Here is a 13,678-nt window from a genome sequence, read left to right as displayed (position 1 = left end):
TGCCATGCGGGTTCTCTTCATAGAGGATAACGAACTGCTCGGAGAGTCTGTAGAGGAGTTTCTCGTAACACACGGTATAGAGGTTAAATGGCTTAAAGACGAGAGGGCCTTAGAGTTTGAAGACCTCAACCTTTACGACGTTGTTGTTCTCGACCTTATGCTCCGCTACTATCGGGGGGAAGACCTGCTCCTCGATATAAAGAGGCGCAAGCCCGACCTTCCAGTGCTCATCCTTACCGCAAAACAGCGCATAGAGGATAAAGAGCTCTGCTTTAACAGGGGAGCCGATGACTACCTAACGAAACCTTTTGAGCCGAAGGAGCTTCTGCTTCGCCTGAAAGTCCTTGCAAGAAGACGAACCAGAGGCGAGGTAGAGAGAATCGGCGACCTCGAGATAGACCTTGCCCGGGGAGTAATTAAACGGGGTAACGAGGAGATAAAGGTCTCCAAAACCGCTTGGGAGCTCCTTACCTTCCTCCTCAGGCACAGGGGAGAGATTCTTCCAAAGGAGAGGATTATCTCCTACGTTTGGAAGGGAAAGGACGTCGGTGAAGACGTCCTCAGGGCCTACATAAAGGAGCTCCGAAAGATACTTCCCCCGGGAGCTATAAAAACCTATAAGGGTCGCGGATACCAGCTTGTGGAATGAAAGTAAGGGCAGAGATAAAACTTTTAGTTCTCCTGACGCTTATCCTCTCTTTGGGCCTTTCCGTTGTTAACCTCGTTGCCCTTTCAAACTATAAAAGGCAGATTCTCGAGAAGATAGACTCGGAAGTTGAGCTATACAAGCTCGCCGTAGATTACGGAGTCTCCCTCAAGCTCCCGCCCTATATCGTTATATCCCCTAAGCCCCCCGGGGAGAGGTGGAGCGTTGCGGGCAAGGTGAACGATGAGTTTTTCTTCGTGAACGAAGATTACGTTCAGAGTGAGCTTCGCCGCTTTGCCTTTTACCTGTTTATATGGGAAGTTCCAATAGTGGTTCTTACCATTCTCGTAGCCTACAAAACGGTTACCCTCTTTATAAAGCGGGAAAAGGAGGCCAAGGAGCTGGTCAAAACCTTTTTCCTGCTTTTTACCCATAAACTGGGGAATTTTTTGTCATTAAACAAAATAAACCTTGAGATACTTGAGATGAAGTGCCCTAACGAGAAGGCTCTGTCCAGAATTAAGCAGGCGTATTCGATACTGGAGAGCGATTTTAAAAAAAGTTTGAATTATATCTCAACTTTTGAAGAGGATGCAGAGAAAGAGAACGTAGATATCGGCCCGATTTTAGAGAAACTTGCCCTAAAGTATCACTCGCTTTTTCCGGATAAAAAACTGGAGCTTGTTTTACCCCATTTTACTGTTAAGGCAAAACGGAGAGAAGTGGAGAGTATCTTTCAAATACTGATAGAAAATGCATTTAAATACTCGAGGAGTTTTGTAAAAATTTCTTTAAACTTTGAGGGTTCTAAGCCGATTATAGAGATTGAAAACGACCCAGGGATAACTACACCCGGAAGCGGAATAGGGCTGAAGCTGGCCCATTTCCTTGCAGAAAGGCTAAACTGGAAGCTGGAGGTTATACCGGGGAGGAAGCTCTTTAAGGTAAGGGTTTACGTTAAGTAGTTTGGTTTCACGATTTTTTCACCTATTATTACTAAACTTAAGATTGAGAACCGGATGCGTGGGGTGATTATGAGGAAAATGGCTCTAATAATAACAGCCCTCCTTTTAGGCGGTAGTCTGTTTTCGTCTTCGAATGCCGATGAACCAAAGTTTAAACAGGAGAGACACCTAAAAAAAATGGAGTGGGGAGAACAGGTATTCGGAGAGGTGGTCACCTTTACCGCCCGAGTTGTGGCGAGCTCTCCGCTGACCATTCAAACAAATTTCGTTACCTTTAGGAACTCACTACTTGAAGTTGAAGGTGCACCCTCTTACCCGGAGGGAACGCTCCTTAAGTGTAAAGCTTTCGGAACCACTATAACCTGTAAGCCTCTTAAGGGAGGAGAAAGATGAGGCTGCTTTCCTTGATAATAACCGTTTTAGTGGCTTTGGGCCTGCTTGTAAAACCTGCCGGAGCAACCGCCCCCTCCGACTACTGTGCGGTACCTCCCTTTATTCAGAAGGGGGCCTTTGCCAACGTTATGTTGGCACTCGACTACAGCGGCAGTATGGCTTGGAAGGCATATGAAGGGAAGAAGAAGAGTGTTTATTACGGCTATTTCATTCCCGATAGATATTATTGTAAGTCTACGATTCATGGGAGAAAAGTTTGGACCCTTTGTTCTAAGTACAAGGGAAAAAGTAAACTCGGTAGCAAGCTTAATAGAGAGTATATGACCCGTATAGATATTCTTAGGTGGATACTCACCGGAGGGAAGGTAGTTGAGTTTTATGGAGATAGATATGTGGAACTTGCTGCTACAGATAAAAAAGGAAATACCCTTTATATAAAAGCAACAGATGTCTCTTCTTACAACCCTGAAACGGGGGAAGTAGAAGGAATCCTTCAGAAATTAGAGAGAAGAAGGGAAAAACCCCGAATAGGGCTTGTTATCTATCCCGGCTCTACAGTTTGTTTAGATTACGATAGTGATTGCCCGAAGTGTCTTTCAAGGTGTTACAGCAAATGTAAGAGTGAAGGTCATAGTGATAGTTACTGTAAAAACCACTGCTACTCTAAGTGTAATTGTTCCCGTGGTGGATGGTGCAGCTTAGATTACTTAAACCCCATAAGGGACTGGGTCTATCCCACCTACGACTACTCCAAAATTATAGATCTGATAAACAACGAAGTTCCCAACGGCGGAACTCCTACCGGAGAAGTACTCGATGAGATAAAAAGGTACTTCGCCAGAGAAGACGGTGTTTGGAACTTCGGTTTTAGAAAGAGTGACCCCAACTACCTTGACCCTTACACCTTTGATGTAGACGGTCAGAAGGTGGAAGTTCACTGTGCGAAGAACTTTACGGTTTTAATCTCCGACGGTGCCTGGAACGGCCACATCTTCTCTGCCGAAAGGGCCTGCCCCTCCTGCGATAACAACTCCAAGTGTGTAAAAGACCCCGTTGACACTAACGTAAGGTACTCCTGTGCTATAGACCCTGCCGTTCCCGCTTACGATATGCACGTAAACGACCTTGTAGACACGCTCACCGGCGTTCAGAACGTAGACGTTTACACGGTGGCTGCGTTTATGAGCACTAAAGAGTGTAAAGGCGATAAAGACTCCTGTTACGGCGTTAAATCCCTTGAAAATACGGCCATATTCGGAGGTTTCCTCGACGAAGACGGAGACGGGTACCCCTGCAACTACTCTTCTGTTCCCCCTGCACCTGTGTGCAGCGATACCAAGTCTGCTCCGTGCGGCTCCTTCAACGATGTTGAACCTGCCTGCTCCGAGTGGGATGCCAACGGAGACGGTCTGCCTGATAACTACTTTGAGGGCTCCGACCCCGAGCAGCTGAAGGCAGCCATAGAGAGCGTGTTCTACAAGATACTTCAGAGGGCTTCCGGTACCTCTGTTATGGGTCTTCCGGAGAAGAGCAAGCTCGGCTTTACCCTTCAGCAGTCGGTTTTCTACACTATGAAGAACATCTACGACCCCGATACCGATAGGTATTACCAGGTAACCTGGCCCGGTTACCTCTACACCTGGTGGTTCTATAACACGAGGACAAACCAGAACATTAGGGAGGATACGAACGAGAACCTCGTTCTCGACGTTGATAAGGATAGGATTCTCGAGTGGGCAATAGAGGATAACAACCTTAAGATAAAGATTTACGAGCCGAAAGCCGACGGCAGTAGAGGAGACCTTGTAACTACCGTGGATTCTTTTGACTCTCCCGAGCTTCACCCCCTTTGGGAAGAGGGTGAGATACTTGCAGAAACTCCCGGTAGCGACAGGAACATCTTTACAACCACAACCGGCTCTAACAAGGTGCCGTTTACCGTTGCTAACCTTAATGACTTTAAGCAGCTTCTCGGGACCGACCCGAACCTCTTCCCCGCATGCGTTCTTAACCCCGACGGAACCGTAAACTACGAGAAGCTCGTTAAGTTCGTAAGGGGAGAGCCTGTAGACTTCTCTAACTGTAGGAATCTTGCCTGCGGAAAGGACAGGATTTGGAAGCTCGGCGATATAGACTATTCCACACCTACCATAGTTAACTACGGAAACTACAACGTTGTTTTTGTGGGAGCAAACGACGGAATGCTCCACGCTTTCCTTGCAGGCTACGTTAAGAAGAATGCAGGAGATACAAAACACCCTGTGGCCATCCAGAACAGTTCTACCGACGACACTACCGATAAGCTCGGTGAGGAGTTGTGGGCCTTTATCCCCAAAGATGCACTTCCCTACCTCCGCTTCTTAACGGGGAAAGATTACTGCCATACTTACTTTGTTGACCTTACACCTCAGGTTTACACCGTTAACGGTAGGAAGATACTCATCGGCGGCATGCGCCTTGGAGGGGCAGCTTGTGTCGGTGGTGACAACTGCGTTAAGCCCCCTGCCGATACCTGCTCCTCTGCTTCCTGCACGGGGCTCTCTGCCTACTTTGCCCTCGATGTGACAAACCCGCAGCCCGACGGCGTTAAAGTTCTCTGGGAGTTCACGGCTCCCGGACTGGGCTTTACCTATTCCGGTCCGTCGTTGATACGTAAAGGAGACAAGGCGTATCTGATGTTTGTTTCCGGACCGGAAACCTATAACGGAGACTCCAATCAGCCTTTGAAAGTTTTCGTGGTAGACCTCCTCTCTGGTAAAGAGGTGGCTACCTTCGACACCTTCATCCCTGCCGGCTCTACAACCGGGCGGGTTATAAACGACGCTTTTGGCGGCCGTTTGATGAGTGAAGGACTCGACGTTAACGGAGATGGAAGCACAGATTACGTCTTCTTCGGCTACGCCCGGAAAGATGGGGATATGAAGAACTGGAAGGGCGGCATAGTTATGGCCGATGTTAGGGACCCCAACCCCCTCAACTGGAAGTTCTACACCTATTTAGATGATGCTATACCTCCGGTTACTGCAAGGATAAAGGCCGCCAAGTGCTTCAGCAGGTACTACATCTACTTCGGCACGGGTAGGTGGTTCTACAAGACCGATAACGTCCTTCCCGGTCAGGCAAACAGGCTATACGGACTGTCTCTGAGCTGTAACGGGGATAGCTGTACGGTTGTAACCGATGCTTCGGACAACTCCCAGAACGTCTGCACAGATGCTGCAAACGGCGTTATTAGGGGTTGGTACATAGAGCTTAATACCCAGGACGAGGGTTACTTTAAGGAGCGTGACATTTCCGACCCAACCACCACCGACCAGAACGTTGTTCTCTTTACAACTATTGAACCTACCGACGATATCTGTAGTTCCGGAGGTAGGACGAGGGTTTGGGCTCTGAACTGTGCTACCGGCGGGAGCATCTTGGAGGATTGTTCAACTTACGGTATAAACAAGGTATACGGAACCTTGCTGCTTCAGCTTTCCGGTGCCAACATTCAGCAGATTACCATTAAGTTTGATAAGCAGAACCAGGTTAATAACGTGGCCCAGGTGTTTACCTCCGCAGGTAACAGGGCTACTTCCTGGTATACTGGAATTGCTCCGGAGTCTGCTCCGCCGTTTATAGCTCCGGGCTCCAGGCTCGTTGGAACGTTACTACTGTGGCTTGAAAGGTAAGGAATGAGGAAAGGGCTAACAGTTATAGAAATTCTGGTGGCTCTTGTACTTGCCGGGGCCGTATTGGCCCTGGCCTACCTTAAGTACCACTCTTGGGAGAAGAGAGTAAGTGTAGAAAACGATACCCGTCGTATTTACTCGCTGGTTGAGCTTCAAAGGACCAAGTCTTTTACCGAGAAGATTCCTGCCAAGATTGTTGTTTCGGGTACTCAGGTAACGGTTGAGGAGCAAACCTCCTCGGGTACCTATGCAGTTGTTAAAGTAATTCATTTGAAAAATCCTTTCTCCGGTACTATAGAAATAGATGAGAAGGGGTTACCCAACAACACCTCAATAATTTACCTGGGGGACCTCTCGGTAGACGCCAAGTACAGCTGTATTAAGAGCGACGGTGTAAGGGTGAGAATGGGGAAAACGGTTCTTAGTTCGGGGAAACGGGTATGCGAATAGTTAAAAGAAAAATAAAAAGGGGTGCCTTCTCCATGGTAGAGGTGCTCCTTGCGGTTGCTATAGGTCTTGTGGTTTTCCTTGGTTTGCTCGCTTCTGCGGTTTTTGTTAAAAAATTCGAGATGGTGAAGATGATTCAGTATCAGGCAGTCAGGCTTCTCCATCAGAAGCTCGAGCAGGTGAGGGAGATGGACTACGACAACGTTACCGAGGCAAACCTCGATAACGGAACCACCAGCTGTAAAGATGCCCTGCTAACCGGGAAGAACGTTGTTGTAAGGTATATATGGAGCAGACCTCAAGAGTACGGCCTTTACTACGATATAAATGAGAATACGGCCCTTGAGCTTAAAGAGGTCAACTTAACTGTATGTTGGTTCTACAAGGGTAGGTATCACAGTATTTCCGGAACTACGATTATCAGGAAGGAACTATGAGAAGGGGATTCTCTCTCCTGGAGCTTTTTATAGTTCTGGGCATTACCGTTTTTGTTCTATCGGCTATTTACTTCGGTTATACCTATCTGTTTAAAGGTTTCCTCCAGCGTAGTTCGGAATCTACCGTTCAGATTCAGTCAATGGTGGGGCTTGAGATTCTGAGGCAGGATGTTGAACATGCGGGTTACGGTATCGGCGTTAACGAGCCTTCGCTTCCCATTGAGACCGTTGCTTACGGTGCCAGCGGTTACGACCTTATAATCCGCTCCACCTACGATATTACGAACGACCTGACAAGGGGGTGGGCTCTCGTTAACTGTGCCGCCTCCGGTAGCGCGCCTACGCAGCTTGCTCCTCCCCTTTCGGAGTGGGTTTTCCCTTCTTCGGCCAAGGCCGTTTTCCTGAACCTTCAGGGAGATGTGGTTGCCGGTAACAGCGATTACGTTTGTCCTGATACCGGCTACTACCTCACTTACCCTATTCCCGATATAGGTTCTGCAGCTCCCATTTGCTCTACCGAGGTGTGTGCTCAGATTGAGTACTACCTGTACCGTTCACCTACTTCCCCTAACCCGGTGTGTCCCGACCTTTACACACTCGGCAGGAAGGTCAGCTGGAAGTTGACCTCGACCGGCAAGCCGTCGGGTAGGGTAAGGCCTATGATAGACTGCGTTGCAGATTTCCAGGTTCGCTACGACTGGGGGAACAGCACCTACGTTGACCCCCTTACGGACCCTGCAGTTAAAAGCGCTACCGCTCTTGATGAGCGGAAGAACTTGAAGCTCGTTCACATCTACCTTCTGATCAGGGAAGGAAAGAAGGATCCCAACTATACGTTTACCGGTTCCACCACCATCGACGGAGTGACTTTACGTTTACCTTCAACGCCCGATGCAATACACTACCACTGGAAGGTGGTAAAGCTGACGGTTCAGCCTATGAACCTTGTTCATTAACTGTTTGTGGAGCCTTTTATGAGGAGAAAAGGGTTAGCTCTGAGCACGGTGTTGATTCTCTCGTTGATTGCCCTCGGGTTCACGGCCGTTATGCTCTATATGCTTACAACCGGGACGAAGATAACCGGCAGTACGGCCCGTTATACCTCTTCATTAGAAGTTGCGAAAGGGGTCTCTTCATACCTGATGAGGCTTATGGAAGAGGATGAGCTCTGTAACTATACCAACTGTAACTTACCGGACCAGCCTATAAACCTCGGAAGTTACTCCACTTTCGGGGATTACGTTGCTTCGGCTCGCCTCCTGAGGAGGGTTGTCGATACGGCTACCGGTGCCACTGTTTACGCCGTAGAGGTTAAGGTCTATAACAAGAAGGTTCCAAACGAGAAGGCTGTGGTCGATTTTGTGTATAAGGTTCAGTAGGGCCCCTTAGGAGCCCTACTCCGGAGTGATTACTTTGGTTTTGAGGTAGTCTTGCAGAACTTCTGGAACTTTCACGCTTCCGTCCTTCTGTTGGAACTGTTCCAGAATTGCTATAACCGTTCTCCCAACGGCAAGGCCGGAACCGTTTAATGTATGAACGAGTTGGGTTTTTCCCTCTTTGTCCCTGAACCTTATTTTTGCCCTTCTTGCTTGGAAGTCTTCGCAGTTTGAGCAGGAGGAGATTTCCCTGTACCTCTCCTGAGAGGGTATCCAGACCTCTATGTCGTAAGTTTTCGCAGCGGAGAACCCCAAGTCTCCGGTGCAGAGCTCCACAACCCTGTAGTGGAGTCCGAGGAGCTGTAGGACCTTTTCTGCCTCTTTTACGAGTTTTTCGAGTTCGTCGTAGCTCGTTTCGGGGTGAACGATTTTCACCAGTTCGACTTTGTTGAACTGGTGGAGTCTCATTATTCCCCTTACGTCTCTTCCGTGGGCTCCCGCCTCTTTTCTGAAGCACGGCGTGTAGGCGGTGTAGTAGATGGGAAGGGCTTTTTCGGGCAGTATTTCGTTGGCGTGTAGGTTGGTAAGGGGGACTTCCGCAGTCGGTATCAGCCACAGGTCTTCGCCCTCTATTTTGTAGAGGTCCTCTTCGAACTTGGGAAGCTGGCCAGTTCCGGTCATCGTTTTTGTGTTGACGAGGAAGGGAGGAATTATCTCCTGGTAGCCGTGCTCCGTTGTGTGGAGGTCGAGCATGAAGTTTATCAGGGCCCTTTCCAGTTTCGCTCCCCACTTTTTATAGACCACAAACCTTGAACCTGCCAGCTTTGTTGCCCTTTCGAAGTCGAGTATGTCGAGGGATTTTGCTATGTCCCAGTGGGGAACGGGCGTGAAGTCAAATTTGGGTTTCTCTCCCCACACTCTTACCACTACGTTGTCGTTTTCGTCTTCCCCTACGGGGACGGAAGGGTGAGGAGGGTTCGGTATGGAGAGTATGAGTCTGTTGAACTTTTTCTCGACCTCGGCGAGCTCTCTCTCTACTTTAACGAGTTTTTCCGATATCTCCTCTACCTCTGCTTTGAGTTTGAGGGCCTCTTCTCTTCTGCCCTCTTTAAAGAGCTTTCCTATCTCCTTTGAAAGCTTGTTCCTCCTCGCCTTCAAGTTCTCTGCTTCTGTTATCAGGGCCCTTCTCTCGGCATCTACGGCGAGCAGTTCGTCTACCATTGAGGCGTATAGGGGGTCTCTCCTTGAGAGGAGCTCTTTGAACTTCTCCGGTTCTCTCCTTAGAGCCTTTATGTCAATCATTTTCCTCCTCCGCCTCGGTTACTTTAGATACCGATACTACCGCATCGTCTTCGGCCAGTTTTTGGATTCTTACTCCCCTTGTGTGCCTGCCGTAAACCGGTATGTCGGCGCTTTTTACCCTGATGATTTTGCCCTTCTTTGAAACGAGTATTATGGGTTCGTCGTCTTTCAGTGTTGTGGCGTCGGCCACTTTGCCGGTTTTCTCGGAGAGTTTTGCGGCTATGAGGCCCTTGCCGCCCCTGCGTTGCAGGTGAAACTCCTCTATTTCAACTCGCTTGCCGTAGCCTTTCTCGGTTACTATCAGCAGGAAGCGGTCTTCTGGTTCAACAACTGCGGCGGCAACTACGGAGTCGTCGGGGTCGAGTAGTATTCCCCTTACGCCCCTGGCGTTTCTTCCCATCTGTCTGACGTCTGCTACCGGGAATTTTATTGCCCTGCCGTTTTTGGAGATGAGTATTATGTTGTCTTTGTCGCTTACGAGTCCTACGTAAACGAGTCTGTCTCCGGGTTCAAGGTTGATTGCGTTGATGCCTGTGGAGCGCGGATTTGAAAACTCTTTAAGAGGGGTTCTCTTCACGTACCCCCTTTGGGTCACGAAGAAGACGTCTTTGTTCAGTGAGAACTCTTTTACTGGGATTATTCGGGATACTATTTCGTTGCCCGCCATTCCGGGTAGGAAGTTCCTTATGGAGTGGCCTCTTGAGGGCCTTTCCATTTTGGGTATTTCGTATGCCTTCAGCCAGTAGACTTTACCCTGGTTTGTGAATATCAGCAGGTAGTCCTTAGAGGAGGCGGTTATCATGTCTTTAACGAAGTCGCCTTCTCGGGTTTTTATTCCCCTTACACCGGTTCCGCTCCTGCTTTGGGTTCTGTAGGTGCCGGCAGAGACCCTTGCTACGAACCCTTTATGGGTTAGGAAGATTATCACCTCTTCGTCTTCTATCATCGATTCTATGTCTATTTCGCTCTCTTTGGAGACTATTTTTGTTCTCCTTTGGTCTCCGAACTTCTCTATTATTTGGGCCATTTCCTCTTTTATGAGTCTGCGCTGCTCTTGGTCGCTTTCCATAACGAACCTGTAGTAGTTGGCCTCTTCTGTAAGGGCGGCGTGCTCTTGGTCTATTTTCTCTCGCTCTAAGCCGGTAAGCCGCTGGAGTTTCATATCTAAAATGGCCTTTGCCTGAGCTTCCGATAGTTCGAACTTCTCCCTGAGCCCCTCGAGTGCCTCCTGGGGAGAGGGGGCTTCTTTAACCAGCTTTACAACTGCGTCTATGTTCTCGAGGGCCTTCCTGAGCCCTTCTAATATGTGGAGTCTCGCTTCGGCCTTCCTCAGCAGGTAGGCGGTTCTCCTCAGTATGACCTCCCGCCTGAAGCCGATGAACTCTTCAAGGTAGCGCTTGAGGTTTAAGAGCTTCGGCTCCCCATTAACAAGGGCAATCATGTTGAAGTTGAAGTTGGTCTGCAGCGGGGTGAGCTTGTAGAGCCTGTTGAGGACCACCTGAGGGGTTGCGTCCCTTTTGAGCTCTATAACAACCCGGATGCCCTCTCTGTCCGATTCGTCTCTTATGTCGGCTATGCCGTCTATCTTCTTCTCCTTAACGAGCTCCGCTATTTTCTTTATGAGGTCTGCCTTGTTAACCTGGTAGGGAAGCTCGGTTATAACTATCGCCGAACGTTTACGCACCTCCTCTATGGTGTGTTTCGCCCTTATGGTTACGCTGCCCCTCCCCTTTTTGTAGATTTTGGGGAGCTCCTCGGGGTTAATTACCTCGGCCCCGGTGGGAAAGTCGGGGCCCTTTATAAACTGCATCAGCTCCTCGGTTGTCGCTTCGGGGTGGTCTACAAGGTACTGGACGGCCTTGCATACCTCGCTGATGTTGTGGGGAGGGATGTTTGTTGCCATACCTACGGCTATACCCGAAGCTCCGTTTACGAGGAGGTTCGGGAACTTCGCCGGCAGAACTTCCGGCTCTTCAAGGGAGCCGTCGAAGTTGGGCTTAAAGTCAACGGTGTCTTTCTCTATGTCCTTTAAAAGCTCAAGGGCTATTTTTGATAGCCTCGCTTCGGTGTAACGCATTGCGGCGGCCGAGTCGCCGTCTATCGAACCGAAGTTCCCCTGCCCCTCTATGAGGGGGTACCTCATAGAGAAGTCCTGGGCCATTCTCACTAAGGCGTCGTAAACGGCCGTATCTCCGTGGGGGTGGAACTTACCCAAGGTTTCGCCGACAATCCTCGCGCTCTTTTTGAAGGGCTTGTCGGGCATAAGACCGAGCTGGTACATCGAGTAGAGGATTCTCCTGTGGACCGGCTTCAAACCGTCTCTTACGTCGGGCAGTGCCCTACCTACGATTACGCTCATGGCGTAATCGAGGTAGGAGTGTTTCATCTCCTCTTCTATTGGAACGGGGACAATCCTCTCCACTTTAGCCTCCTAAGCTTTCGCTGAGGGTTTCGTTGTCGCTCTGCGGCTCACCTAGGGAGTTAATCAGCTGGTCGTAGTAAATCTCCTCCATCTCCTTCTCGGGGAAGTGGGTAGGAGGAGGGTAGTTGGCCACTATCTCGCTGTAAGGTGGCACGAACCTACCGCACTTATACTTATCGCATAGCTTCAGCGCTATTTTACCCCACGGAGGGGCGGCAACTCCTCCGCCTGCGGCACCGGGCCACATCTTCTTGTAGCTGTCCCTTCCGAACCAGATGCTCATAACAAAGGAGGTTGTAAAGCCCGAGAAGTAGGCGTCTTTGTAGTCGTTGGTGGTTCCCGTTTTACCGGCAACGTCAAAGTGCTCCGTTAAGTAGGCTATTGAACGGGCTGTTCCCTGCTTCACAACATCTTGCAGGATGGAGCGGAGTATCTGGACCGACTCGGGGTCGGACACCTTCTTCAGCTTCGGGAAGCCTACGTAAACGGTTCTGCCGTGCAGGTTCTTAACTTTCAGCACTACGTAGGGCTCCCTCATTATGCCGTTGTTCTGGAAGGCCGAGTAGGCCCTTACTATCCGGTAGAGGTTGGAGGGGAAGCTTCCCAGTATGTAGGAAAGGTCGAAAGGGGCTTTGGGACTTATCATCTCGAACTTAATCAGGTTTTTCCTTATTTTCCCCGGAAAGTGCATTGCAAGGTGGAGCGTTGCCACGTTTATCGAGTGAATCAGGGCGTCTCTGACGGTTACAAAGGGAGTAAACGTGTGCTCGTAGTTCTGGGGTTTCCACCACATTCTCTTGCCGGTTCTCGGGTCTATCTTGTCCATCGGTTTCTCTATGGGGAGGTTGGATACGAAGTCCAGGGGAGACCAGCCGTTTTGGAAGGCCGTTAAGTAGGTAAACGGTTTGGCGGTTGAACCTATCGGCCTGAGGGTTTGGAATGCCCTGTTGAGTTTGGTCTCGGCGTAGTCACTTCCTCCGACTATAAATATCACCCTCCCCTTTTTGTCTATTGCCATGCCGGCACACTGAAGGTCTTTGAGTTTGTGGCGCTTTGCGTACCAGTCTCTGTACTTCTTTAGAACTTTTTGGGCGTAGTTCTGAATTTCCGAGTCTATTGAGGTGTAAACGGTGTAGCCCCCGGTGTAGAGTCTGTTCGGAGGGATTATGTGTTTTTTCAAGAGCTCGAACTTGATGAAGTCGAGAGCGTATCCGGCGGTTTTTGGTTTGTTTGGCTCTTTAAGCGGTGTTAGTGGCTCTTTTATGGCTCTTTCGTACTGGGCCTTTGTTATGTAGCCGTTTTCCAGCATCCTTTTAAGGACGTAGTTCCTCCTTTTAAGGGCCCTCTGGGGGTGGGTGAAGGGGTTGTAGAACTCCGGTCCCCTGATTATCCCTGCAAGGAGTGCCGCCTGGGCGAGGGTTAAGTCTTTGAGGTTCCTCTTGCCGAATAGTACCCACGAGGCGGCCTTAACCCCGTAGGCTCCGTTTGAGAGGTAAACGTAGTTGAGGTATAGCTCCAGTATCTCCTGTTTCGTCAGCTTCTTCTCCAGTTTCCTCGCAAGCTCAATCTCTTTAAGCTTTCGCTCTATGGTCCTTTTGGGGGAGAGGTATATCATCTTTGCAAGCTGTTGGGTGATTGTGCTTCCGCCTTGAACCACTTTACCCCTGCTGAGGTCGGTTATTGCGGCCCTCAGTATTCCCAAGGGGTCTATTCCGCCGTGTTTGAAGAACCTTTCGTCCTCTGCCGATATGACGGCGTAGATGAGTTTTTTGGGTATTTGGGAGTAGGGAGCGTAGAGGCGGAATTTGTCTTTGTAGAAGAAACCCAAAACCTTGCCGTTTCTGTCTAAGACGGTTGTTGCAAACCGGGGGAGGAGCTTCTCCTTGTAGCTTTCAGAGGCCCTTGCCCACTGGGGTAGTGTGAAGAGAACGGCGGTCAGAAGCGCTATTATTCTTAACATCTTTTCTCTCCGCACGCTTGGTATAGTTTTCCACAGGAAAATTTATTCTTACCGAG

General features: G+C 49.5%; 11 protein-coding genes. 8 read left to right on the top strand and 3 right to left on the bottom strand.

Features of this window, described 5'->3' with window-relative positions; genetic code table 11:
* The first annotated feature begins 4 nt into the window (after positions 1-4).
* The 8 genes from THEAM_RS05770 (at position 5) to THEAM_RS05735 (ending at position 7,941) form a co-directional block, all read left to right on the top strand.
* Positions 5-649 (top strand): response regulator transcription factor, encoded by a 645-nt coding sequence (locus THEAM_RS05770; RefSeq protein WP_013537900.1) that lies wholly within the window; start codon positions 5-7, stop codon positions 647-649.
* Positions 646-1,611, top strand: a complete 966-nt coding sequence (locus THEAM_RS05765) for a sensor histidine kinase (protein WP_013537899.1) — start codon at positions 646-648, stop codon at positions 1,609-1,611. The genes THEAM_RS05770 and THEAM_RS05765 overlap by 4 nt, the downstream gene beginning before the upstream one ends.
* A gap of 177 nt (positions 1,612-1,788) precedes the next feature.
* The gene (locus THEAM_RS05760) at positions 1,789-2,004 is read left to right on the top strand and encodes a hypothetical protein (RefSeq protein ID WP_041439483.1); all 216 of its coding nucleotides are present in this window, start codon (positions 1,789-1,791) and stop codon (positions 2,002-2,004) included.
* A complete protein-coding gene (locus THEAM_RS05755) occupies positions 2,001-5,678 on the top strand; it encodes a pilus assembly protein (protein WP_013537897.1) in 3,678 nt (1,225 codons plus the stop codon). The genes THEAM_RS05760 and THEAM_RS05755 overlap by 4 nt, the downstream gene beginning before the upstream one ends.
* Before the next feature lie 3 nt (positions 5,679-5,681).
* On the top strand, positions 5,682-6,128 hold the full coding sequence (locus THEAM_RS05750) for a pilus assembly FimT family protein (RefSeq protein ID WP_013537896.1): 447 nt from the start codon (positions 5,682-5,684) through the stop codon (positions 6,126-6,128).
* On the top strand, positions 6,119-6,562 hold the full coding sequence (locus THEAM_RS05745; protein ID WP_013537895.1) for a PilV family protein: 444 nt from the start codon (positions 6,119-6,121) through the stop codon (positions 6,560-6,562). Before THEAM_RS05750 ends, THEAM_RS05745 begins: the two co-directional genes overlap by 10 nt.
* Positions 6,559-7,518 carry a hypothetical protein gene (locus THEAM_RS05740; RefSeq protein WP_013537894.1) on the top strand — a complete coding sequence of 320 codons (960 nt, stop codon included), beginning with the start codon at positions 6,559-6,561 and terminating at the stop codon, positions 7,516-7,518. The genes THEAM_RS05745 and THEAM_RS05740 overlap by 4 nt, the downstream gene beginning before the upstream one ends.
* 18 nt (positions 7,519-7,536) lie before the next feature.
* Positions 7,537-7,941 carry a hypothetical protein gene (locus THEAM_RS05735; RefSeq protein ID WP_013537893.1) on the top strand — a complete coding sequence of 135 codons (405 nt, stop codon included), beginning with the start codon at positions 7,537-7,539 and terminating at the stop codon, positions 7,939-7,941.
* A gap of 15 nt (positions 7,942-7,956) precedes the next feature.
* On the opposite strand, the gene serS is transcribed toward THEAM_RS05735, so the two are convergent.
* From serS to THEAM_RS05720, 3 genes are read right to left on the bottom strand one after another with little or no spacing between them, the layout of a single operon-like run.
* The gene (gene serS / locus THEAM_RS05730) at positions 7,957-9,240 is read right to left on the bottom strand and encodes a serine--tRNA ligase (RefSeq protein ID WP_013537892.1); all 1,284 of its coding nucleotides are present in this window, start codon (positions 9,238-9,240) and stop codon (positions 7,957-7,959) included.
* The gene (gene gyrA, locus THEAM_RS05725) at positions 9,233-11,662 is read right to left on the bottom strand and encodes a DNA gyrase subunit A (protein WP_013537891.1); all 2,430 of its coding nucleotides are present in this window, start codon (positions 11,660-11,662) and stop codon (positions 9,233-9,235) included. Before gyrA ends, serS begins: the two co-directional genes overlap by 8 nt.
* Position 11,663: 1 nt before the next feature.
* On the bottom strand, positions 11,664-13,622 hold the full coding sequence (locus THEAM_RS05720; protein ID WP_013537890.1) for a transglycosylase domain-containing protein: 1,959 nt from the start codon (positions 13,620-13,622) through the stop codon (positions 11,664-11,666).
* Between the last annotated feature and the right edge of the window lie 56 nt (positions 13,623-13,678).

The sequence above is a fragment of the Thermovibrio ammonificans HB-1 genome (assembly GCF_000185805.1).
Taxonomy (GTDB): Bacteria; Aquificota; Aquificia; order Desulfurobacteriales; family Desulfurobacteriaceae; genus Thermovibrio; species Thermovibrio ammonificans.
Note: the sequence above shows the minus strand (reverse complement) of the source record. Positions and strands in the feature narration are given on the sequence as shown.